Raw genomic sequence first — 22,260 nt, 5'->3', positions numbered from 1 at the left:
CGTATTTACATACCAATAAAAAATACATCCTATTGATATTAAATAATTTTAATTTTTGGCACAGTTTTTCCTTATCAACTAACACGACAAAAAAGGAGCGTAATTATGTACACTTTATATCAAACGATGTACTTACTTTGGCATTTGGATGTGAGTATCTGGCCTGTGCACGATACAGCAACAAACCCAATAGATGTTAAGGAGAAAGCACAATGACACTTAGCAAACTAGACACTGCCGTACACGCTGTAATGAACGATATGCTCACCCCATCACAAGCCGCAAAAGCCTATCATGTGCCGCAGCGATCACTATACGAAGCACTGAGACGCTCCAAAGAGAAACAGCAAACTCGATGGCAAAAATTAATGCATGAAAAGGCAAGGCTTGAGCAAAGTCTGGCTCGGATAAATAAGGAACTGCATGAACAATTTGTCTAATACCGCAATGCAGCTTCGCATTATTCAGGCACCTAGCTTGAAATACAATCGCTTAGATTGTCAGCTTTGGGTAAAACAACTTAGCGCGCTGACGCAAGCCTGTATTAACCTTGGCGCCTCTATCGGTTTTTTGCAATCATCCTCTAGCAGAGCAATACAGAATTACTGGTGGCAAGTTCTCGATGCTGTGATCAAGTCGCAAAAGACGCTTATTATCGCTGAACTTAATGGCGTAATGGCAGGTTGTGTGCAACTCTCTCCTGCAACAAAAGATAATGCTCAGCACCGAGCTGAAGTTGAAAAACTATTAGTGCATCCAAACAGCCGGCGAAAAGGTGTGGCAACAAAGTTGATGCAAGCCATAGAGCAAGAATCTACACGGCAGCAGATATCGTTACTCGTCCTTGATACACAATCGGATTCGGACGCAGAAATCCTATATCAGAGTCTAGGCTTTAAAGTCGCAGGGCAAATCCCTCATTTTGTCAGTGATGAGCGCGGCGACTTCCATGCCACCACATACTATTACAAACTGCTTGCACCGACCTTGCGCAATCGTATTGGGAACCTAGCTCAAGCGCATTATGTCAATGAATACTAGCAAATCAGTATAATCAAGCGATTCGCTAAGACTTTCGTTGCGCAATAAGACGTCAAATCTTTGTAACTGTTAAATGCCGCCGTCGACGCCGCATTGATCAAATGTTCCTGAGACATAAACAATTTTATTTTTCATAAATTGCTATTTCCCTCCAGCTAAATCAATAAAAGTCCCTGTAACAAAGCTTGCTTCGTTACTTAAAAGCCAAGCGATGGCATTAGCAACCTCAATTGCGGTTCCACCTCGCTTCAGCGGTAAAAAATCGGCTAGACGGTCAACTCGGTCTGGTTCGCCACCGTCACCGTGGATATCGGTATAAATACAGCCAGGTCTCACGCAGTTTACACGGATCTGCTCAGCGGCTAATTCCAGAGATAAGCCTTTAGTGAAGCTGTCTATTGCACCTTTTGCAGCGGCGTAGTCAACATATTCATTTGCCCCACCTAAATAAGAAGCTGCTGACGATACATTTACCATTGCACACTGTGCTGGATTAGCACTCAAACGCATGTGTTTAATTGCTTCGCGAGCACAAATAAAATACGGCGTAACATTATTAGTAAGCATATTGTTGATACGCGCTGCAGTCATGTGTTCAACTCGAGTCTGCGTGTTCAGCACCCCCGCGTTGTTGACCAGATGCGTAACTATGCCAATACCTGCCTTTATCTTGTCAAACATTGCCTCTACAGACTTTTCGTCTGTGACATCTGCTTGCAACAAATGCGCTTTACCATTATTACTTAGGATGGTATTGGCAACCGTTTCTGCGGCTTGCACATTCTGCTTGTAATTTATAACAACGGTAAACCCTTGTTGTCCCAGCAACTGAGCCGTTGCCGCACCAATCCCACGGCTCGCACCGGTGATAAGTACCACTTTTTGCATGTATTATTCCTTAAATTGGGCCAACAGTTACTGATAGTTCAACACTTCTACACCCATGTCTTCTTTGACGTGTTCTATCACCATATAGGTATGATTTGTACCAACTCCAGGTATTTCAACGATTTGACCTAATACCTCACGATATTGACGCATATCCTGGACTCGGATCTTAACTAAATAATCAAAGCCACCAGCTACCATATCACAAGAAACGACGTTGGGGATTTTTACAATATGCTGTTTAAACACCTCAAATACCGCTTCGGTCGAGCTTTTCAAGGTTATTTCAACATGCGCAACCAAATGCTGGCCAAGTTTTGCGGCATTTAATCTTGCCGTATACCCTTCAATATACCCTTCCGACTCGAGTTTTTTTACTCGGTCGAGGCAAGGACTCGGGCTCAAGTTTACCTCTTTCGCCAAGTTTACATTAGAGATCCGACCGTTGCGCTGGAGCGCGTCTAAGATTGCTAAATCGATGCGATCTAATACCCGAGTTTTAATGGAAGTCGTCATATCAGCATAAAATTTTGTGAGGGTTTGAGATTACCCGCAAATTTACCGTATTCCTTGAAAATAAAACAGCATATTCTGCTGTCTTTTCGATAGAATGCCCGCGAAATTAACGATAAAGGGCAAAGCGGTTTATCTCTGTATCTAACGCAGCTTTGTTCAAACACTTAGAACATGCATTCTGGCTAAAATTTGAACCCCCGAATGGGTGTGTTATGGTTAGCAATGTGACTGCATCATTTTGTCGTAATTGAGGCTTCCTATGCAAAAGAAACTACACTTTCAACCTTTGGTTGCTTAGTTTGGCATCAGTTCAGATGTAGTTTTGTAATCTACACATTAGATGTGTGATTCCATAGGCTGGCGCGAATTACATGTATTTTTGACTCCAATTTTTGAGGGTTGCTTATGCTTTTTAACGGCGATTTGACAACTAACTGTCCTATTCGACAAAAGATCCGTGATTTTTACCGCATTGATGAGAACGCGGTTATTGATCATATTTTACCTTTAGCTGAGGTAGGCGTTACAGCTCGAAGCCGAGCATGGGAACGTGCGCGTCAAATGGTATTGAACATTCGTAGAGATCAAGATGGTCAAAACGGTGTAGACGCGCTTTTAAATGAATTCTCTCTTTCTACCGAAGAAGGCGTGGTGCTGATGTGTTTAGCCGAAGCGCTACTTCGTGTACCAGACAAAGCAACGCAAGAAAGCCTGATCCGCGACAAACTCGCACAAGGCGACTGGAGTTCACACTTAGGTAGCAGCGACTCGTTATTTGTTAACGCTTCAAGCTGGGGCTTACTCGTTACCGGTAAAATGGTTAATTACTCAGACAAGAATAAAGAAGAACAATTTGGCGTGCTAAAGCGCACAATTGGTCGTCTTGGTGAGCCTGTTATCCGTAAATCCGTTAACTATGCAATGAAGATCATGGGTAAGCAGTTTGTAATGGGTGAAACCATTCAAGATGCTATCGACCGTGCCGCTGATAAAGAACAAAAAGGTTATGTATATTCGTACGACATGCTAGGTGAAGGCGCACGTACGATGAAGGATGCAGAGCGTTACTTCCAAAGCTATATGAACGCCATCCACGCAATTGGTAAAGCGGCAAAAGGCCGTGGCCCAATTAAGAGTCCTGGTATCTCAGTTAAACTTTCAGCTATTCATCCGCGCTATGAATTCACACACCGTGACCGCGTGATGGACGAGCTAGTACCAAAACTAAAAGAACTTGCTATTGTAGCTAAAGAATACGATATCGGTTTTACTGTTGATGCGGAAGAAGCAGACCGTTTAGATATCTCTTTAGATGTCATTGAAGCGGTATTCTCTGATGATGCACTTGGCGACTGGAATGGTTTTGGTCTTGCAGTACAAGCATATCAAAAGCGTGCTATTTTCGTTGTGGAATGGGTAGCAGAACTTGCTCGTCGCGTAGGCCGTAAATTGATGGTGCGTTTAGTTAAAGGTGCTTACTGGGATACGGAAATTAAAACCACACAACAAGATGGTCTGGAGCACTTCCCTGTATTCACCCGTAAAGCAACGACTGACGTTTCTTATAAGGCCTGTGCTATTAAGCTCCTTGAAGCACGCGATGTATTATTCCCGCAGTTTGCAACGCACAATGCTTACACCGCAGCAACTATCCTAGAGGTTGCTAAAGGCGATAATAAAGGGTTTGAATTCCAACGTTTACACGGAATGGGCGAATCACTTTACGATCAAATCGTTGAAAAAGAAGGTATTCAGTGTCGTGTGTATGCGCCTGTTGGTCAGCACGAAGATCTACTTGCTTATCTGGTACGCCGTCTACTTGAAAATGGTGCAAACTCATCATTCGTAAACGCGATTGTAGATACCACTAAGCCTGTTGAGTCACTACTTCCTGACCCTGTAGAAACACTGCAAGGCCTACGTAACCGTTACAATACGCAGATTAAACTACCTATAGAGCTTTATGGCGATGAGCGTCCAAACTCAAAAGGTAAAGATCTGACGGATATCAATGATTTAACACCATTCAAAGAGAACCTAGACAACTGGTTTAACGAACACCTAATCGATGAAAGCCAAGTACCAGAAGGTCACCTTGCAGTTCGTAACCCAGCGAACCACAAACAAGTGATTGGCTCTGTGCCTTTACACGATGAAGTACACATGCAAAATGTACTAATAAATGCTGACGCGGCTTTTGAGAGTTGGTCACAGACCACTGTCGAAGAGCGTGCAAACCTACTACGCCGTATTGCTGACATTCTTGAGCGTCACCATGACGAACTCGTTGCTATTTGTATTAAAGAAGCAGGTAAAGTAGCCCAAGACAGCATCGATGAAGTGCGTGAAGCCGTTGACTTCTGTCGCTACTATGCAGCTCGTGCAGAAGAGCTGTCTAAAGATGAACGCTTTGAAGCTCGTGGCGTGATCTTATGTATCAGCCCGTGGAACTTTCCTCTGGCGATCTTCTTAGGTCAGGTAGCTGCTGCTATCGTGACTGGTAACACCGTTATTGCAAAGCCTGCTGAACAAACCAGTATGATTGCACTGCGTTGTATCGAATTAATGCATACTGTTGGCTTACCTGAGCACGTAGTACAGCCTGTTATCGCACGCGGTAGCGAAGTGGGTAAACACATCGTGCCTGATGAGCGCATCCAAGCGGTTATGTTCACAGGTTCAACAGAGACCGGTACGCTTATCTCGCAAATTCTTGCTGAGCGTAATGACATTCAGGTTCCTCTGATTGCAGAAACTGGTGGTCAAAACTGTATGATCGTTGACTCAACAGCATTACCAGAGCAAGTGGTTGACGATGTTATTTCTTCAGGTTTTCAAAGTGCGGGTCAACGCTGTTCAGCACTTCGTGTGTTATTTGTACAAGAAGATGTCGCTGATGGCATTATCGAAATGCTAACAGGTGCACTAAAAGAGCTGCATGTGGGTGACCCTTCACAACTTTCAACTGATATTGGTCCTGTGATCGATGAAAAAGCGCTGACCACGCTGACTAAGCACGTTGATTACATGAAGTCGAACGGCAAGCTACTATTCGAAGCTAAGATCCCAGATAACAGCGAGAATGGCGCTTACTTCTTTGCCCCTCGCTTATATGAGATTTCTGATCTATCCGTGTTGAAGCGTGAAGTATTCGGTCCGGTAGTCCACGTTGTACGCTTTAAAGCAGATCAACTTGATAATGTTATCGACCAAATCAATGGTACAGGTTACGGTCTAACAATGGGTGTTCATTCACGTATCGAAGAGCGCTGCGAATACCTAGCTAAGATGTCTCGTGCGGGTAACGTATACGTGAACCGTAACATGATTGGTGCTATCGTTGGTGTACAGCCATTTGGTGGTCGAGGCTTATCTGGTACAGGTCCAAAAGCAGGTGGTCCAAACTATCTAGTTCGCCTTGTAAAAGAAAAAGCGTCACCAGACAACGTCCAAATGACAGATTTAACACCTGATGAGCTAGAAATTCACCACTTCCCAGGTGCAGTTGAGCAAGTTGAAAAACTGATGCAAAACTCAAAGCGTGATGAAAAGATCTGGCGTCGTACAGCTTTGAATGACCGAGTTTCAGCAGTGCGTCAGCTACTTGCTAAAATCGCAACTGTAGACATTATTGATGAGTTGGCAGATGATTTATCATTAACGCTTTCTGATGCACGTGCTCAGCTAAACCGCTTAGAAAAGCGTATGCGTACTTACACCACGCTACCGGGACCTACTGGTGAGTCAAACACGCTGCACTTAGAAGCGCGTGGTTGTGTTGTGGTATATGCCGATAAGAGTACTTCGTTCAACTTTTGGGCGATTTCAATTATCACAGCGCTTGCTGCAGGTAACACAGTGATCACGGTAGCCTCTGACCTATTCTATGAAGAAGCATTGGCATTTAGAGATAAGTTTATCTCTACAGGGGTTGCTGAAGGCGTATTCCAAGTAGCGAAGCAAAACCAACTGCAAGCTATTTTGGCACACCCTCATCTTGCAGGTGCTGTTGTGGCTGCACGCTCTTCACGCCTTGGTTACTTCTCACAACAACTTGCAGAGCGCAAAGGCGCTATCCTGCCAGTGATCAGTGCAGAGTACTACGATACGCTTATCAATCGTCTAGTAACAGAGAAAACCATTAGTATCGATACCACAGCTTCTGGTGGTAACACTTCACTGATGACACTTGTTGAAGACGAAGAGTAAGAAAATATAAGTCGCTATGCTAGACATAGCGATTTTATCGAACAAAGCCAGCGTACGCTGGCTTTAATTTTTTACGCAGCACTTGATGTCCTTAACCCCACGATGACATTAACAATGTCCATTAAATAAACATCTTCAACCAATGCAATCACATCATTCCATTTAGGGTTGTATTCGTTATTCTCCCAGCGCCTTAATGTTCGCTCCTCTATACCATAACTTGCGGCTGACTCAGCTTGAGTAAAACCACGACTTTTACGTGCAAATCTAAGTATGGCAGCACCAAGCGGCGCGCGTTCAGAAATTAAAGGTTGGCTCATTAACATCACACTCATTCCTTAAAAAATTGCGCAAATAAATGACGTTTATAAAAATCACTTATTTACGCACTCACTGACTAAATGCATTCACTGCGTAATTTAATGAAGATAATAAATCCATTTTTTACGCATTACAACGAAAAAATGGATCTTTTTTGCGTCAAAAATGATTTTACTTCGCAAAAAATAGCCCATATAATGACGCACACGTATCACTATTTAAGAGGAAACGCATGGAACAAAGTCTCATGAGCCTAGCGGAGCGCGTAGAATATGCGATCAAGCCGGACAGTATTAGAGCTTTTGCGTTAAAAATTGATGTATCTGAAGGGACGCTGCGCAGAATATTAAAAGGGGAAGACCCAAAACTCAGTGTGATTGAACGCATTGCTAAACAGGCCAATGTAGATTTGATGTGGCTCGTTACCGGGATCCCACTTGATTGCAAAACAGAGTCACCAATCATCCAGCAAAGTATTACCTTGGAAGACTTTAATGAAGACTTTGTTGTTGTGCCTGGCTATCATGTTTCTGTCAGCACGGGTTATGGCGCATTTAACCAAAGCGCCGAGGTTGCACGCTACCTTGCATTTAGAAAAAAGTGGATTGAATTTAAAAATCTAGATAAGTCACAGCTGGTCGTGGTGTTTGCCAAAGGCGACTCTATGGAACCCACTATTCACAATAACAATACAATTTTAGTGGACTTATCGGATAAAAAGTTAAGCGAAGGCCTGATCTATGTTGTTCGCCTTGGCGAAGAGCTTTATGCCAAGCGCCTACAACAAAACTTTGATGGCTCAGTACGCTTGATTAGCGATAATAAAGAATACCGAGAACAAGTTGTGATGCCGAATGAATTGGAGCAGCTGGAAATTCTCGGTAAAGTGGTATGGATTGGTAAAGATCTAATTTAATAATACGATGCTAAATCTTGAATACTTATTCTCATTTTTAATCGCCAGCACGGTAATTGCCGTAGCACCGGGTCCATCCAATGCATTTTTAATGGCGCAGACCTTTACTAATGGTCGCGCAGCTGGAATGCAGAGCGCATTGGGCTTTGCGCTCGGAGGGGTGATACACACACTCTTTGCCGTTGTTGGCTTATCGGCACTCCTAAAAGCTTCAGAGACCGCCTATACCACAGTGCAATACCTCGGCGCAGCTTACCTAGCTTATCTAGGTGTAATGACTATCAAGGAGACGCTTGGGAAGGGGCAGATAGCCTGCGAGGAAAAACCACACGTGAGCACCAAAAAGCCTAAAAACGTAATGTTCCAAGCAATGATGACGGAGGTCTTAAACCCTAAAGTCGCCCTGTTCTTTATTGCATTTATTCCTCAGTTTGTCGATAGTAGCTTGGCGACCTCGACAACGATGCAGCTAGCCATGTTTGGCTTACTTTATCCTATTTTAGCTTTCCCCATCGACTGCATGTACATCTATGGTGGTGATAAAATTGCAGGCTATTTTAGACAACATCCCGCAGCACCAGTGTGGATTGATCGTATTTCTGGCTTAATTTTTATCGCATTAGCGGTCAATTTATTACTCTAAGTAGTCACACAAAATAGGAGCAGTACACATGCAAAAACGTTCACAGCCACTGCCGGCGAAAAAGCATATTGCTTTGGTTGCACACGACGGTATGAAACCAGCCCTACTTGACTGGTGTCAGACTCACTTAGCTAGTCTTAAACAGCACAAACTTTACGCCACAGGCACAACGGGTAATCTGATAGAAAAGCATACCGGTTTAGCAGTAACTAAACTGTTTAGTGGCCCAATGGGTGGCGACCAGCAAATTGGTGCAAAAATCGCGGAGCAAGATGTTCATGTCTTGATTTTCTTTTGGGATCCGCTTGCGTCACAGCCTCATGATCCGGATGTCAAAGCACTGTTGAGACTCGCTGCTGTTTGGAATATTCCCGTTGCCTGTAATGAAGCAACGGCAGATTTACTGATGGCATGCGACAAAATGAACCAGCCAATTGAAAGGCACCTACCCGATTATGAGCAGTACCTTGCCAGTCGCTTAGATTGATAATATAAAGAAGAAAGAAGCGGGTTATTACCGCTTCTTTTATCACGACTTCAATTACTTAAATAGTTTATCCGCCCATTTAGTCAAACCTGCGGTTACACTACCAAAATTATCCCCGTTCACCATTTCAATATCACCAATTTGCTGTGCAAGCGTTGCTTTGAGCAGTGGTGATTGCGCGCTACCGCCAGTAAGATAGATCACGTCTGGTTTTGAGCCTGCTTGATGTATGGCTTCTTTCGCAAGTGCCCCCATCTGCTCTAAGTTCGACATGACTGATTCGGCAAAATCTTGCTGTGTAAATTCAGAGGATAGCTGTGGCTCAATAAAACCAAGATCGGCGTTAAACTTTGCTTGCTCAGAGAGTGCTATCTTGCCAAGTTCACCTTCACGAACCGCTTGATGGGTGAGCTTGTTCTGTTGAATGTGAAGTAAACGCGCCAGCTTTTGCGGCTCGGCGACATCTCGCAACATGCTTTGCAATTCTCGCGCTAGTTTATCGCTGTAGAAGTCTAGTTGAGACTGAATATCATTGATTTTACATGCCTGCCAATACAGTTGACTAGGCATCGGCAAACCTGAACTCATGTTAGAGCCTAGACCACATAACGGCATTAATTGGTGATAAGCAAGCGCAATATCTAAATCGTTACCACCGATACGTTTACCCGTATGCGCTAAAAAGTCTTGCTGTCGCTGTGTATTATTTCGATAGCTTGGCCCCATTCGGACAAACGAGCAATCGCTAGTACCACCGCCGATATCAACCACCAGCACAAGTTTATCTTGCTGAAGACGACTTTCGTACTCAATTCCCGCAGCTAGCGGTTCGAAGAGAAAATCCACTTCCTTAAACCCAGCTCTTTTTGCGGCGGTGGTAAGAATATTAACCGCTTGTTGGTTGCTTTCCTCTCCACCAACAGATTGAAAATTAACAGGTCGACCAATCACAGTGTCGGTAATGGACTGTTGCAGCTGCGACTCGGCACGGCGCTTAATCTCCATCATCATCGCCGCAGCAATATCTTCAAAGAAGGCGATTTGTTGAGGTTTAAGCCCAACCGCCCCAAAGAAGGACTTGGGTGATTTAACAAAAAAGCCTTCTTCAGGAAATTCTATATACTCAGAAATTGCCGCTTGACCAAAAAAAACGCCCGCTTCATGCGCTTCTAAATCGAGATCACGTTTGGCTTGCTGTGCTACCGTTAACAGCCCCTGTCGAGACTGCGTGTAGGCTGGATCTGGTTCATTGAGATGGCGGTTAACAAATGCAGGAATTAACGCATTGTGCATGGCATACATAGTCGAAGGCAGGTAATATTTATCTTGCTCGAGACGTAGTAAGTCCACTTCATCATTTTGCATAACGCCTATCGCACAATTAGAACTTCCGTAATCAAACCCGACTTTCATTCTCTACCTCAAACTGCTGAAAAGTCGCGAAGTGTATCATGGTTGTCGTTATTGTCAGATGAATTTATCTAGGTTCCAACACCCTTAACTGGCTTGTGGTAAAAAGCATAGCGCAAACTATCTGACTGCTTGGCTTGATACATAGCGGAGTCCGCCTGTCTGATCCCTGTCTCGATATCGAGGTTGTCAAACAGGCTAACGCCGATGCTAACCCGGCAATTTAGTTTATCGCTTTCAAAGAGGTACGGTTTATCTACCTTATTGATGATTTTCTGGCAGATCCCAACAACATGAGATTTAGCTTTAGAGTACTTCGGGGATAAATGAGTAATTAAAATAACAAACTCATCACCTCCCCAACGGATCACCACATCCCCCTGACGTACGCTAGCGCACAAACGTTGAGCAACCGTCTTGAGTAATTGATCCCCTACATGGTGACCATGTAAGTCATTTGCTTTTTTAAAATCATCAAGGTCTAAAAACAAGATTGCGCAATAACAACCAAGCTGTTGTCCTGCATGAAGTTGCTCCACCAGCCCATGCTGAAGAATATGGCGATTCGGTAACTCGGTTAACTGATCATGATACGCCAGTTTCTCGGCTTCAAGATACTCAAGCTTACGCTCATTGATATCCCGAGATAACACGATAAAACGCATTTCTGCATGATTGTCGCTTGAGGTCGCAACTTTACGAGCGATAGAGACTTCAAACCAACGCTCACCAACAGGTGTGGGCAAGTGAATATGGCTTCCATGTGAGTAGCCGTTAACTTTTGCTTCTTGCAATGCCAGCATTACTACTTTAGCGGCATGCTCTGGCATCACCTCAGTCACCGTATGACCAATCAGCTGTTCTGCCGGAGCAACCAATAGCTCAGGGCGGAGTATTCTGGCATCCCAGTGTCTCCCCTCTTCATCCAGTTCAAACATTAAGTCCGGCATTGCGCTTAATGTCGACGCCAATTCCTCATAGCTCGGTTGTACCGAAGTTCGGGTACGAGCCATACGACGATCCTTGACCATGAGGCGCTGCAACATCCTGTTCCATAATTCTATAAACTTGAACTTTGCAATTTGAAACATGCCTATGAACACAGCTCATCTGCGGCTATCGTTATGAAATAATATACCAATTTTTTGAATTATGACTAGGACCTGCCGCGCTTTACTGTTTAATTTTTGTTCTCAGAAATAAATTTTGACCGCGACACTCGACTGGCCTCTTGGAAATCTAAGTAAAAGTTGAGCAACAATGAACAAATCACATTTAGGTGAACTCGAACGACAGCACGAATTTGCAGAGGAAAAGCAATTGACGAACGCATAATAATTCCTATAATCGACACGGCAGCGCTTTCCATGATGGAAGGTCACAAGATATATAAGGATGACTATGTCTTTTTTCAAAAAAGCCCTTGGCGCAGTCGGTATCGGTGCAGCAAAAGTAGATACCATCTTAGAAACCCATCACGCCTCTCCTGGCGAAGAAATTTCTGGAACGGTTAAAATCATCGGTGGCAAAGTTGCTCAAGAGATCAACAAAATAGATCTCAACGTAATGTGCAACTACACGGTTGAAAGAGAAGACAGTGAAGGTGAAACAACGACCATCACTAAAAACCACACCCTTGCTAAATTTCAAATCAACGAACGATTTACTATCGAACCTGGTGATGAAAAGCACATTCCATTCGCGCTTGACCTCGCTGAAGAAACCCCGCTTACTGTAGGACAATCCAAAACTTGGATTGCTACCAACCTTGATATTGATATGGCGCTCGATAAGTCAGATAGGGACTATTTACATATCGTACCTACCGAGCTACAACAAGCGGCTATCGATGCAATGGAAGCGCTTGGCTTTAAACTCTATGAATCAGACTGTGAAGGTATTGATGAAGTATCATTCTCACGCCTCCCATTCGTACAAGAGTTAGAGTTTAAAACAATCACAGGTGACTTCCATGGTCGCTTTGATGAAGTAGAAGTGGTTTTCTTTAATCGTGGTGAGCAACTAGAAATCATCTTTGAGATTGACCGTAAAGCGCGAGGCTTTAAAGGCTTCTTTGCAGAGGCACTAGACCTTGATGAGTCAAAAGCCAGACTGCTGATAGATGAATCAGATTTAGAAGACCTAGAAGATGCTATCTATGACATTTTAGAGGCGAATTGCTAGGATACTTTAATAGTTTTATGCTTTAGTGCTCGTTGCATTCATACGAATGCAACTTCTATATGAACAAACTCTCTATACTGACTTATGACAAATTTAAGCCACTGAAAAATGCGTACTACAGCGCTTTATAGTTGACTTAAGCTCAATAAGACAGCACATTAAAACGAATGGTCAAGGTAGATTAGGTGACAATGAATGTCCAACTTTAGAATTTGGAAACTGGTTAGCCTACTGTGTGTTTTGAGCCTAATGCTGGGCTGCGAATCGAAAGAAGAGCGTATTCAGCAAACCATTACACATACACTTCAAGAAGCTTCAACAGCGATAAATACGCTGGGAACCGCCCTTGATAAAAAGCAGGTGAGAAATGCCAACCTTTTGACTGAGTATGGCAAAGTACTTAGTCAGCAAAAACCTCAGCTCAGCGAAATTGCGCAAATTATTTCCCAAGACGCAACAAGCAGCGGTACCTTATATCAGAGTTTATTGACTCGTTATCAGTCCCTTAAGTCCCCCGATCCTAGCATGAACAGCGATGACATTATCAACCAAGCAGTGTTGTTAAAAGAAGCAGCTTCCATCAGTTTATTCAATGATGCGCTCACAGATCCAATCAATGTTTTAGCCGATATGTCAGATGGCAAGCTAGCGCGAGTCGGCGCAATCAGTCAGCAAGCGGAACAAACGGCAAATGGCCAGACCGGTATCGGTAACCAGCTTGTTGGCAATGCCAACTATGGCGAATGGCAGACCAACTCAAACGGCACTAGCTTTTGGATGTGGTACGGCATGTATCGCATGCTTGGAGATATAGTGGGTGATGTGGAGTATGGTCGCTGGAGTAAACACCGCAAATACAGTTACTACAGTGACTATGGTCGCCATAGGTACACTAGCTACAGAGGTTACAAACGCCAAACTGAGCTCGCCAAGCGCACTAAACAATCGTATCAACGCCAGGGTAAACAATTTACCAGTCCCTATGCCAAGAAAAAATCTGGCGCGTCAGGGTTAAGCCGAAGTAGTAATACCCCATCAGCAGTAACTCGAAGCAGCTACTCTCGAACCTCAAGCTACGGCTCAGTTCGCAATAGCTCAAGTAGAACCTCCCGTGGCGTAAGCCGGGGCAAATAGCGCATATATAGCGGAGTTAACACATGTACCAATTTAACGGATTAACAGCTTGGACTTTCCAAGCATTGCTAATAGATATGGCGGTGATCGTCGCGTTGTTTGTTAGCTTAAAATACATCAAAGGTTGGGTATCTAACCTTCATGCAAACGATGAAATCACTGAAAGAGACAACTTTGCATTTGGCCTCAGTTTTGCTGGTGGTTTAGCAGGCTTAGCCATTGTGATTTCGGGCATTTCAAGTGGTGCTTTTGCCAGCTCTTTAGCTCAAGAAGCGCTACAAATGGCGGGCTATGGTATCGTTGGTATCGTCCTTATCAAGCTCGGCCATTTTTTCCAAGACAAAGTCGCGCTACGCAAGGTGGACCTTCATGACGAAATCGTTAAAGGTAATGTCACCTCAGCACTGATTGATTTTGGCCATGTGGTGAGCGTTGCCATTGTGATCCGCTCAGCTTTGCTTTGGGTACTCACAGAGGGCTGGTATGGTTTACCTATTGTGGTTGCAGCCTTCATTATCGGTAATATTTGTATGCTGCTTGTGAGCCAATACCGAGTACAACTATTTAAGCGCACCAACAAAAGTGGCGACTGTTTACAGCAAGCAATCAAAGACAACAATGTTGCGGTCGGGATCCGCTACGCAGGCTTTTTAATCGGCTCAGCACTTGCACTGACTGCAGCGTCCGGTTTAGCGCCTTATGTGGCAGACAACATTAACTCAAGTCTACTGTATTGGAGTATTGCTGCACTGGGTAGTATTGTGCTATTCATCGTCTTACACCTAGCCATGATAAAAATTATTCTGGCGGGTAAAGATATTTCCGATGAAGTGAACAGACAAAAGAATATTGGTGTTGCTGCCATCTCAGCCGCGCTTTCTTTTGCCATTGGTACGACTATGGCAAGTTTGTTAGGTGCATAACCCTTGAGCGTATCAGCACCACAAACTTCTGCAAGAGTGACCGGCAACTGGTCGTTGTTCGGTCACGATACCCTACTTATTGGCGTTATGGCCATTTTGGCCGGTTGCGGCCTAATCTACGAATATTTGCTTTCCCACTATGCGGGCCGCGTTTTAGGCTCAGTAGAGAGCGCGATTTATGCCATGATAGGCACGATGATCGTGGCGATGGGCATTGGCGCATTTTTAGCGCGTTGGTTTAAAGATCCTTTTACCGCTTTTGCATGGCTTGAAAGCCTAATAGCACTGCTCGGCATGAGCAGTATTTTGGTGATCGCCAGTGTTATTGCCCTTACTTATACCCTGCCCCATACACTTTCCAGCCTTTATAGCCTGCCTCCTGATAGTGTCTTAGATGGTATGCCATTTGAGCAATTACAAGTATTTGCCCGATTTCTACCTTATGTTTTCGGCCTCGTCCTAGGTATTTTAATCGGCATGGAAATTCCGCTGATCGCTAGGATCCGCCAACAAGTGTACGGTCGTTTCCTTGAAAATAACGCAGGCACCATTTACGGTGCAGATTATATCGGTGCAGGTGTTGGTGCTGCCATTTGGGTCACGATTATGCTTGCGCTACCAATAATGCAAGCAGCTGCGTGGACTGCACTATTTAATATCATTGCAGGACTTATCTTCCTATGGCGTTATCATGTTCACGTCCGTTTCGCTAAGTTATTATTCGCGTGTCACTTTGTCCTATTGGGAGTTTTTTTCGTTATTCTGAGCCACGGCTCCAATTGGATGAAAGACCTCAGCAATGTGCTTTACAAAGACAAAGTGATCTATTCAGAATCAACGAAGTACCAACATGTTGTCATCACCGAGCGATTAAGCCGCGCACAACCGATGCCAATTAACGATTTATTCTTAAATGGTCGATTACAGTTTTCATCTGTTGATGAACAGATCTATCACACTATGCTCGTGTATCCTGCAATGCTGGCATCCAACCGTCGCGAAAAGGTATTAATCATTGGCGGCGGAGATGGTTTGGCACTTCGAGATGTACTTGAATGGCCTGTTGAAAATGCAACCTTAATCGATTTGGATGGGCAACTGCTCTCACTATTTGGACTACAAGGGCAGCCCTACCCCGCTAGACCGAACATCACTAGTCAATTAACTCAATTAAATGGCGATGCGTTAAATGACCCAAGAGCAACCGTTATCGTTGCAGATGCATTTTTAGAAGTAGAGAAAATGCTCGACCAAGGTAGACAATTTGACACTATCATTATTGATTTACCCGACCCAAATCACCCTGATTTGAATAAGCTATATAGCGACTACTTTTATAATCATGTGCGTCAATTACTGGCACCTGATGGCGCACTCGCTATTCAATCAACGTCTCCCTATCACGCCAAAAAAGCGTTTATTAGCATAGCTAAAACGGTAAAGCATGCCGGGTTTACGCATGTTGAGCAATATCAGCAGAATATTCCCTCATTTGGCCAATGGGGTTGGACAATCGCTACGAGAGCTGGACAACCGGCAAGTGCTAGGATCAGGTCGATCGAGACTTTACCTGTCCCAAGTAACTGGATAAATAAAGAGTATTTACTTGCTACTTTCGCTTTCCCAAATCGCTTTTTTGATGGAGCAAAAGATATTGAAGTCAACCAGTTAGGAACGGGAAGACTATACGATTATTATCGCCAAGCATGGCAAACAGAAGATGAGTTGTATAAAAATTAGCGCACGGCCATTGACATATTATGTCTTACGTGCAACTCTTAACTCAGACATAATATGTCAAAACAAAAAAGGTAAATGAAGATGGAATTAAATGAACTATCAATCAAATTAGCATCATTTGAAACAGAAGGTGCTAACTTCGAATCATTCTTAATCGCCAATGAAGGCGAGCAAGATGTATTGCAAGTGATTGTTGACGGAAATGACGAATTACCAATTTTTGTGACTCAGACTGAAGAACAACTTGTATGCATTAGTTACCTATTTAAAGAGAACGAGGTAAAGCCTGAACTGCTAAACGAGTTAAATGAAGCACTATTAAAACTGAATGTGCCGATCCCGCTGAGTGCGTTTGCTAAAATTGATGAGCAGTATGCGATATTTGGTGCTCTAGCCGTTTCCTCCTCAATTGATGAGATCACGCACGAACTGGTCACCCTCGCGGACAATGCAATCGAAGCATTGGAAGCCGTGACTGTGTATTTGAATGAGTAATATTGGAGTTGTGAAATGAGTATTTTAAAGAAATTATTTACTGCTGTTCGTGGTGGCGCTAGAGAAGTTGGTGAGTCAATTGTTGATGCAAATGGCATTCGTATTTTTGAGCAAGAAATTGCCGACGCACAAAACGCATTAGCTAAAGCCAAAAAGAGCTTAACAGAAGTAATGGCGAAAGAGATGCAGACAAAACGCAAATTAGCTGCACTTGACGAAAGCATTATCGAGCATGAAAACTATGCAGGACAAGCGCTGGAAAAAGGTAACGAAGCTTTAGCGGTAGAAATCGCAGAGAAAATCGGTGAATTTGAAGTTGAGCGCGCAGAGCATCAGCAAGTGCTAGACGGTTTTAGTAAACATGTGATCCTGTTAAAACAGCAAATTAAAGAAGCTGAAAAAACGATTAAAGAAAACCAACGCCAGCTGACAATGGTAAAAACCACAGACAGCGTTCAAAAAGCAACCATGGCAGTAAACAGCACGCTAAATACCAATGCGTCATCTATGGTAAATGCACGTCAGTCGCTTGAGCGTATCAAGCAACGCCAGCAAGATAGGCAAGATCAACTGGCTGCGGCAAAAGAGCTTGAAGCCGCTGCAACGGGCGCAGATCTAAAAGCTAAAATGGCAGAAGCTGGAATTGGCTCTACGCAAAAGAGTAATGATATTCTTGAACGTATTAGAGCTAAACAAAGCAACTAATATTTACTGATTAGAAAAAGGAGGCCTCGCCTCCTTTTTACCCTTTTTGATTATGTAGGTGCATTATGTTTGGCTTTTTTAAATCAAAAAAAACTCCTGAGCGACAGCTTACTCATGCAAAAGATCTGAAAGTTGGGGATATGCTCACCATCATTGATTCGTTCGCTTATCCTAGCTGGCTCAAGGGACAAACCCTCAAAGTGGTTGGCGTACAAACTTACCAATTTGAACGCAGCGCTGCATATGAATTTGTTCTCGAAAGTGATTCAGGTAACATTACTTTTTTGCAAATTGAACAAAGTGACGGTGAGGAATACGCTAACTTCTCTATCAAAATCCAAAGAGAAGACGTCGATGCTATTTTTACACTTGATGAATTTGCGCGTATTTTCGATGAAGAAGCACTGACCCACATCGACGCGCAGGCCACTCCGGAGGCTTTCGAGCGATTTTTAGGTAAAAGCTATCAACAAAGTGAAGCGCCCTACATTTGCTACTTCTACGATAGCGATTATCGCGGTCGCACCTTGCCACGCTATCAAGATGAAAGTGGCGAAGTATGTGAAGTTATCGAGTTACTTAGTCCTGACGAAAAATTCGCTATCAATATCGAAATCTGGGATGGGGGAGAAACTGACGTGTCACTAACCATGTGCCGACCACTGAGCGATATTGTCGACCTATTCCCTGGAGCGAACTCGTGACCACAAGAGAAGACAAGTGGAAACGTCAAGAAGTCGCATTGAGGGCCACACAAATGGCCTTCGATTTAACCACTGAAGTACAAAAAAGCATTAAAAAACAGGCAATAGACGAAGAGCTAACACCATCCGATATGATCAGAAAGATCCTTGATTTAGAAGTTAAATCGAAGAAAACTCGGCAACGCTTATCCTTCAATCTAACCGATGATGAAATCGTACTATTAGCAGAACGTTTTGGCGTTGACCCTAACGACAAACGGGCTGTAAAGCAACAAGTCGCCAATATGCTACTTAGTCGCTATACAGAAAATAAAAAGAAGTAGTTGGCTGTATTTATTGTAGATTTATCTAGGTTGTTGTTCTATAAACAACCTATGGCGCCACCCTTATTCAACCTACATGATGTAGCGCCTTGCACAACTATAACACCGATCACTCTACCGCAAGCAGCTCAACTTCAAACACTAATAACGAACCCGGTTCGATTTTACCTGCAGCACGGTCACCATAGCCTAAGTCTGGACCAATCCAAAAGCGGTATTTATCCCCTTCGCTCATCAACTGCACGCCTTCGGTCCAACCAGGGATCACTTGATTAAGCCCAAAGCTGATAGGTTGGTCACGCAGTACTGAGCTGTCGAATACGGAGCCATCAAGTAAAGTGCCGTGATAATGCACTTTAACTTTGCTCGTTGCATTTGGCTGTTTGCCACCGTCAGTTTGAGTGATTATTTCGTACTGGAGACCTGAGTCAGTTTTATGTACCTCTGTGCGCTTTTCGTTTTCTTTCAAAAAGTCAGCTGCTTGAATTCGATTAAACTGCGCAAGCTGCTTTTGTTTCTGACCACCACGAAAAAACACCACCGCAATCACCAGTGCAACAATAACGAGGATAATATTAGTTGTCGTCATGGTTTTCTTCTCCTTTGTCGTCATCGCCGTTTACTACTTTTGCAATACGCTCAAGTTTCGCCATTGCAACTGCATTGATACTGTTTTCAGGATAGCCTTCATCGCTAAGCTCTCCTGCTGGTCTATCCATTAACAAGCTAAGCGCTTCATCTACTGTAGCAACGGCATAGACATGGAATAAGCCTTTTTCAACAGCTGCAATCACTTCATCATCTAACACTAAGTTGACCTTGTTAGATTCAGGGACGATCACCCCTTGCTTACCTGTGAGACCTCGCATTTTGCAGAGTTTAAAGAAGCCTTCGATTTTTTCGTTTACACCACCAATGGCTTGTACTTCACCGTGTTGGTTAATTGAACCGGTGAGCGCTAACGATTGATCCACGGGCAGTTGCGTCACAGCCGATAGCAGCGCACAAAGCTCTGCAAGTGATGCGCTATCACCGTCAATAAAACCATAATTTTGTTCAATGGCAATATTTGCGCTAAGTGTCAGGCTAAAGTCTTGCGCATACTTGTTACCTAGGTAACCCGTAAGCAGCATCACGCCTTTTGAGTGAATTGACTTACCTAAGTCTACCTCACGTTCAACGTCAATCACCCCGTCAGCACCCGCGTATACCGTAGAGGTAATACGCGCAGGCGTACCAAATGCGGTGTCACCAATATGCAGTACCGTCAGGCCATTTACCTTACCAATTGCGGTGCCTTCGGTTGCAATCAAGGTATGCCCTTCTTGAATATCGCTGAGCATGTTTTCACTTAACTGTCCTGTTCGATATTCTTTTCCGGCTATCGCCTCATCGATGTGATTAGCGGCAATTTGGTTTACGCCATCTTGCTTGGCATAAAAACTGGCTTCTGCCACCAGCTCCAAAACATCAGCAAAGCGCGCCGAAAGCTTACTGTGGTGCTCCGCTTGGCGATAGCTAAATTTAAGCATCCGCGCCAGCGCCGCTGAGCTAAGCTCAATCTTCAAGGTATCATTGCAGTATTCCATCACCTTAGTGATAAATTGATACTGCATTTTGTCCGAGCTTGGTAAGTAGTAATCAAAATCAGCGAGCACTCTAAATAGCTCTGCAAACTCTTCATCGTACTCACCTATGGTGTAATACAGGTCTCGCGACCCCAATAGAATAATTTTGACATCCAACGGAATTAGCTGCGGCTTTAAGGTAAAGCTGCTGCCCACCGAATTGTCTTGATACGGTAGGTCATTTTTAATTTGGTGGGTTTTCAGCGACAGTTTAAGGCCATCCCACACTTGCGCGTTAGCCATAACTTTTTCTGCATCCATGATCAGATAGCCGCCATTGGCGCGGTGCAATGCACCGGCTTGAATAGAGCGATAGCTAGTGATCAAATTACCTTGGGAGGTTGCATATTCCACCTTACCAAAGATATTACCAAAGGTCGGATTTGGCTCGTACACCACAGGCGCAGGATCGTCTTCTTTAAACTCAACCAGAATATTGGGCGCAAAAAAGTCAGTGAGCATTCCCTTTGAATCAAAGTCGTCTTTGTTTTCGTCGCTGCTACTATCGTCGTCTAGCCAATCTAATACCGCATCGACAATTTCAACCTTGAGATCTTTAAGATAACGCAGTACGCCAATGTGTGCGGCATACTTATGCTCAAGTGCTTTTAATAGCGGTTTGGTCGCCATTTCGATGGTGGTTTTTTTAAGATTACGCAAGCGCTCAGAGGATTCGCGCTTCCATCTTGGCAGCTCAATAAGCGACTCAATGAGGGCATCTTCTAATGTTTCAATTGCCGTTAAAAAGTGTGCCTGAACATGCTCGTCTAGTGCTGAAAACTCCGTATCACTAAGTTGCTTACCGTCAACCACAGGAGCGAAACCAACCGTTCCCGTATCTTCTATCAGTGCAACGCTCATATTCATAGCTTGCTGCTCAACAGCGGTGATCGCAGCGTCGTATTTTTGTTCGAACTCTTTATCTAGCGACTTTTTCTTGCGTTGATAACCCGGGTTATCAAAAGCTGCAGGAAAAGTATCTAAGATCTCATCGATAAAGGCGTCAATATCTGCCTCAAGCTGCTTACTTTCACCCGCTTGCATAAACAGTGCGATAGGCTCACGATGGTCGTCATAGTTGTTGACGTACAGCCATTCTTTGGGCGTTGGCTTAGTTTTACTGTGCGCCTCGAGCTTGTCTTTTACCATGGTAAAACGACCCAGCGCCGCTTCTCCCATGACATAGACATTATAACCGGGTAGCTCCATTCCCAAGGCAAAGTCTAGCGCGGTTTGAGCACGCTGCTGGCCAATAAACGGTAGCGCTTCTGGGTAAGGGTTTTGAATACAATTTTCTATGTGAGTCAACGAAACTGATGGCGCGAGCTGGCTCGCAGGCAGTGCTTTTTCAGACGACAATTTAGATTTGGTCATTCTAACTTCTTTGTATTATTCGCATACGTTAGTCTACTCAGCTTGGTGCTTCCAAGCTGAGCGCCCACACTTTAGGGCGCTAATGCTTTTCTAGTATATTCCCCATGCCCGCACTCGCTGCAAGCTGGGATCTTGATGGCATAATAAACATCTAATTTATAGCCACAATTCTTACACACTAATTGTCCCAAAGCTATCCATTCACCTTCTTTATAAATTCCTTGGTGTTCAAAATCCTTTAAAAGTGCGGACCACTCAAGTTGAGTTCTATCTTCTAATTGGGATATTTCGAATAAGATGTTGGCTTTGAGTTCACTCCAAGCCGCTTCATCATAGAAGGTTTTGTTTTCGAGAAGATGTTCCAAGTCACGTTTTAGATAGTAACTATAATCATCATAGGTTTGTTTGGTGTAGTCTTTCAGTGCGCTCTGCGCTTCCCAGAACCGCTTAGATAAATCGTCAATTTCATGTTCTTTGACGTCTTTAAGCCAATCGGAAAATTGATCTAGCCATTTTTGATAATCCGCCATTGCTACACTCCTGTTTCGCCAATAGGTTAAGTGTAGACCAGATATACCATTCATTGTATTAGGGTTAGCTGAACTTGGGGCTCAGCAAA

At 43.8% G+C, this 22,260-nt stretch carries 22 protein-coding genes; 14 read left to right on the top strand and 8 right to left on the bottom strand.

What is annotated here, in order from left to right:
* The first annotated feature begins 212 nt into the window (after positions 1 to 212).
* Positions 213 to 440: a helix-turn-helix domain-containing protein gene (locus L1D50_RS02045; RefSeq protein ID WP_128728415.1), complete on the top strand. Its 228-nt coding sequence runs from the start codon at positions 213 to 215 to the stop codon at positions 438 to 440.
* Positions 424 to 1,041, top strand: coding sequence for a GNAT family N-acetyltransferase (locus L1D50_RS02040; RefSeq protein ID WP_128728416.1), 618 nt, complete (start codon positions 424 to 426; stop codon positions 1,039 to 1,041). The genes L1D50_RS02045 and L1D50_RS02040 overlap by 17 nt, the downstream gene beginning before the upstream one ends.
* Positions 1,042 to 1,182: 141 nt before the next feature.
* Here L1D50_RS02040 and L1D50_RS02035 read toward each other — a convergent pair whose 3' ends face one another.
* Entirely contained in the window at positions 1,183 to 1,929 is a 747-nt protein-coding gene (locus tag L1D50_RS02035; RefSeq protein ID WP_239965404.1) for an SDR family oxidoreductase, read from the bottom strand.
* A gap of 27 nt (positions 1,930 to 1,956) precedes the next feature.
* Positions 1,957 to 2,445, bottom strand: a complete 489-nt coding sequence (locus tag L1D50_RS02030; RefSeq protein ID WP_010371968.1) for a winged helix-turn-helix transcriptional regulator — start codon at positions 2,443 to 2,445, stop codon at positions 1,957 to 1,959.
* Between the two features lie 405 nt (positions 2,446 to 2,850).
* Here L1D50_RS02030 and putA point away from each other — a divergent pair, with 405 nt between their 5' ends.
* Positions 2,851 to 6,654 carry a bifunctional proline dehydrogenase/L-glutamate gamma-semialdehyde dehydrogenase PutA gene (gene putA, locus L1D50_RS02025; protein ID WP_128728418.1) on the top strand — a complete coding sequence of 1,268 codons (3,804 nt, stop codon included), beginning with the start codon at positions 2,851 to 2,853 and terminating at the stop codon, positions 6,652 to 6,654.
* Between the two features lie 71 nt (positions 6,655 to 6,725).
* Here putA and L1D50_RS02020 read toward each other — a convergent pair whose 3' ends face one another.
* Entirely contained in the window at positions 6,726 to 6,980 is a 255-nt protein-coding gene (locus L1D50_RS02020) for a helix-turn-helix transcriptional regulator (protein ID WP_010371972.1), read from the bottom strand.
* Positions 6,981 to 7,207: 227 nt separating this feature from the next.
* Between L1D50_RS02020 and L1D50_RS02015 the strand changes: the two genes are divergently transcribed.
* From L1D50_RS02015 to L1D50_RS02005, 3 genes are read left to right on the top strand one after another with little or no spacing between them, the layout of a single operon-like run.
* Positions 7,208 to 7,891 (top strand): S24 family peptidase, encoded by a 684-nt coding sequence (locus L1D50_RS02015; RefSeq protein ID WP_010371973.1) that lies wholly within the window; start codon positions 7,208 to 7,210, stop codon positions 7,889 to 7,891.
* Positions 7,892 to 7,898: 7 nt separating this feature from the next.
* Positions 7,899 to 8,534: a LysE family translocator gene (locus L1D50_RS02010; RefSeq protein ID WP_088529978.1), complete on the top strand. Its 636-nt coding sequence runs from the start codon at positions 7,899 to 7,901 to the stop codon at positions 8,532 to 8,534.
* A gap of 28 nt (positions 8,535 to 8,562) precedes the next feature.
* Positions 8,563 to 9,021 (top strand): methylglyoxal synthase, encoded by a 459-nt coding sequence (locus L1D50_RS02005; protein WP_239965403.1) that lies wholly within the window; start codon positions 8,563 to 8,565, stop codon positions 9,019 to 9,021.
* A gap of 54 nt (positions 9,022 to 9,075) precedes the next feature.
* Here the strand turns inward: L1D50_RS02005 and yegD are convergent, their stop codons facing one another.
* Positions 9,076 to 10,434, bottom strand: coding sequence for a molecular chaperone (yegD, locus tag L1D50_RS02000; RefSeq protein ID WP_239965402.1), 1,359 nt, complete (start codon positions 10,432 to 10,434; stop codon positions 9,076 to 9,078).
* Positions 10,435 to 10,502: 68 nt separating this feature from the next.
* Positions 10,503 to 11,444, bottom strand: a complete 942-nt coding sequence (locus L1D50_RS01995; RefSeq protein ID WP_239965400.1) for a sensor domain-containing diguanylate cyclase — start codon at positions 11,442 to 11,444, stop codon at positions 10,503 to 10,505.
* A 388-nt stretch (positions 11,445 to 11,832) separates the two neighbouring features.
* Here L1D50_RS01995 and L1D50_RS01990 point away from each other — a divergent pair, with 388 nt between their 5' ends.
* The 8 genes from L1D50_RS01990 (at position 11,833) to L1D50_RS01955 (ending at position 18,639) form a co-directional block, all read left to right on the top strand.
* Positions 11,833 to 12,615, top strand: a complete 783-nt coding sequence (locus L1D50_RS01990) for a sporulation protein (RefSeq protein WP_128728423.1) — start codon at positions 11,833 to 11,835, stop codon at positions 12,613 to 12,615.
* A gap of 195 nt (positions 12,616 to 12,810) precedes the next feature.
* Entirely contained in the window at positions 12,811 to 13,749 is a 939-nt protein-coding gene (locus L1D50_RS01985) for a CHAD domain-containing protein (protein WP_138521565.1), read from the top strand.
* 23 nt (positions 13,750 to 13,772) lie between these two features.
* Positions 13,773 to 14,672: a DUF350 domain-containing protein gene (locus L1D50_RS01980; RefSeq protein ID WP_128728425.1), complete on the top strand. Its 900-nt coding sequence runs from the start codon at positions 13,773 to 13,775 to the stop codon at positions 14,670 to 14,672.
* 3 nt (positions 14,673 to 14,675) lie between these two features.
* Positions 14,676 to 16,412: a polyamine aminopropyltransferase gene (locus L1D50_RS01975; RefSeq protein ID WP_138521567.1), complete on the top strand. Its 1,737-nt coding sequence runs from the start codon at positions 14,676 to 14,678 to the stop codon at positions 16,410 to 16,412.
* Positions 16,413 to 16,493: 81 nt separating this feature from the next.
* Positions 16,494 to 16,907: a DUF2170 family protein gene (locus L1D50_RS01970; RefSeq protein ID WP_010606165.1), complete on the top strand. Its 414-nt coding sequence runs from the start codon at positions 16,494 to 16,496 to the stop codon at positions 16,905 to 16,907.
* A 15-nt stretch (positions 16,908 to 16,922) separates the two neighbouring features.
* Positions 16,923 to 17,612, top strand: a complete 690-nt coding sequence (locus L1D50_RS01965; RefSeq protein ID WP_010371996.1) for a PspA/IM30 family protein — start codon at positions 16,923 to 16,925, stop codon at positions 17,610 to 17,612.
* Positions 17,613 to 17,677: 65 nt separating this feature from the next.
* Positions 17,678 to 18,316, top strand: a complete 639-nt coding sequence (locus tag L1D50_RS01960; RefSeq protein WP_128728427.1) for a DUF4178 domain-containing protein — start codon at positions 17,678 to 17,680, stop codon at positions 18,314 to 18,316.
* A complete protein-coding gene (locus L1D50_RS01955; protein ID WP_138583022.1) occupies positions 18,313 to 18,639 on the top strand; it encodes a hypothetical protein in 327 nt (108 codons plus the stop codon). Before L1D50_RS01960 ends, L1D50_RS01955 begins: the two co-directional genes overlap by 4 nt.
* A gap of 109 nt (positions 18,640 to 18,748) precedes the next feature.
* On the opposite strand, the gene L1D50_RS01950 is transcribed toward L1D50_RS01955, so the two are convergent.
* From L1D50_RS01950 to L1D50_RS01940, 3 genes are all read right to left on the bottom strand, one after another.
* A complete protein-coding gene (locus L1D50_RS01950; RefSeq protein WP_010606161.1) occupies positions 18,749 to 19,228 on the bottom strand; it encodes an FKBP-type peptidyl-prolyl cis-trans isomerase in 480 nt (159 codons plus the stop codon).
* Positions 19,215 to 21,641, bottom strand: a complete 2,427-nt coding sequence (locus tag L1D50_RS01945) for an AAA family ATPase (protein ID WP_128728429.1) — start codon at positions 21,639 to 21,641, stop codon at positions 19,215 to 19,217. The genes L1D50_RS01950 and L1D50_RS01945 overlap by 14 nt, the downstream gene beginning before the upstream one ends.
* A 71-nt stretch (positions 21,642 to 21,712) precedes the next feature.
* Positions 21,713 to 22,171 (bottom strand): hypothetical protein, encoded by a 459-nt coding sequence (locus tag L1D50_RS01940; protein WP_010372012.1) that lies wholly within the window; start codon positions 22,169 to 22,171, stop codon positions 21,713 to 21,715.
* Positions 22,172 to 22,260 lie beyond the last annotated feature (89 nt).

Source organism: Pseudoalteromonas sp. Isolate6, from assembly GCF_022398435.1.
GTDB lineage: Bacteria > Pseudomonadota > Gammaproteobacteria > Enterobacterales > Alteromonadaceae > Pseudoalteromonas > Pseudoalteromonas galatheae.
This window is presented reverse-complemented; position numbering and strand designations above follow the sequence as displayed.

Coding starts and splice junctions, on each gene's coding strand:
- L1D50_RS02045 (WP_128728415.1), top strand. CDS start 213: ATGACACTTAGCAAACTAGACACTGCCGTACACGCTGTAATGAACGAT.
- L1D50_RS02040 (WP_128728416.1), top strand. CDS start 424: ATGAACAATTTGTCTAATACCGCAATGCAGCTTCGCATTATTCAGGCA.
- L1D50_RS02035 (WP_239965404.1), bottom strand. CDS start 1,929: ATGCAAAAAGTGGTACTTATCACCGGTGCGAGCCGTGGGATTGGTGCG.
- L1D50_RS02030 (WP_010371968.1), bottom strand. CDS start 2,445: ATGACGACTTCCATTAAAACTCGGGTATTAGATCGCATCGATTTAGCA.
- putA (WP_128728418.1), top strand. CDS start 2,851: ATGCTTTTTAACGGCGATTTGACAACTAACTGTCCTATTCGACAAAAG.
- L1D50_RS02020 (WP_010371972.1), bottom strand. CDS start 6,980: ATGTTAATGAGCCAACCTTTAATTTCTGAACGCGCGCCGCTTGGTGCT.
- L1D50_RS02015 (WP_010371973.1), top strand. CDS start 7,208: ATGGAACAAAGTCTCATGAGCCTAGCGGAGCGCGTAGAATATGCGATC.
- L1D50_RS02010 (WP_088529978.1), top strand. CDS start 7,899: ATGCTAAATCTTGAATACTTATTCTCATTTTTAATCGCCAGCACGGTA.
- L1D50_RS02005 (WP_239965403.1), top strand. CDS start 8,563: ATGCAAAAACGTTCACAGCCACTGCCGGCGAAAAAGCATATTGCTTTG.
- yegD (WP_239965402.1), bottom strand. CDS start 10,434: ATGAAAGTCGGGTTTGATTACGGAAGTTCTAATTGTGCGATAGGCGTT.
- L1D50_RS01995 (WP_239965400.1), bottom strand. CDS start 11,444: ATGGCTCGTACCCGAACTTCGGTACAACCGAGCTATGAGGAATTGGCG.
- L1D50_RS01990 (WP_128728423.1), top strand. CDS start 11,833: ATGTCTTTTTTCAAAAAAGCCCTTGGCGCAGTCGGTATCGGTGCAGCA.
- L1D50_RS01985 (WP_138521565.1), top strand. CDS start 12,811: ATGTCCAACTTTAGAATTTGGAAACTGGTTAGCCTACTGTGTGTTTTG.
- L1D50_RS01980 (WP_128728425.1), top strand. CDS start 13,773: ATGTACCAATTTAACGGATTAACAGCTTGGACTTTCCAAGCATTGCTA.
- L1D50_RS01970 (WP_010606165.1), top strand. CDS start 16,494: ATGGAATTAAATGAACTATCAATCAAATTAGCATCATTTGAAACAGAA.
- L1D50_RS01965 (WP_010371996.1), top strand. CDS start 16,923: ATGAGTATTTTAAAGAAATTATTTACTGCTGTTCGTGGTGGCGCTAGA.
- L1D50_RS01960 (WP_128728427.1), top strand. CDS start 17,678: ATGTTTGGCTTTTTTAAATCAAAAAAAACTCCTGAGCGACAGCTTACT.
- L1D50_RS01950 (WP_010606161.1), bottom strand. CDS start 19,228: ATGACGACAACTAATATTATCCTCGTTATTGTTGCACTGGTGATTGCG.
- L1D50_RS01945 (WP_128728429.1), bottom strand. CDS start 21,641: ATGACCAAATCTAAATTGTCGTCTGAAAAAGCACTGCCTGCGAGCCAG.
- L1D50_RS01940 (WP_010372012.1), bottom strand. CDS start 22,171: ATGGCGGATTATCAAAAATGGCTAGATCAATTTTCCGATTGGCTTAAA.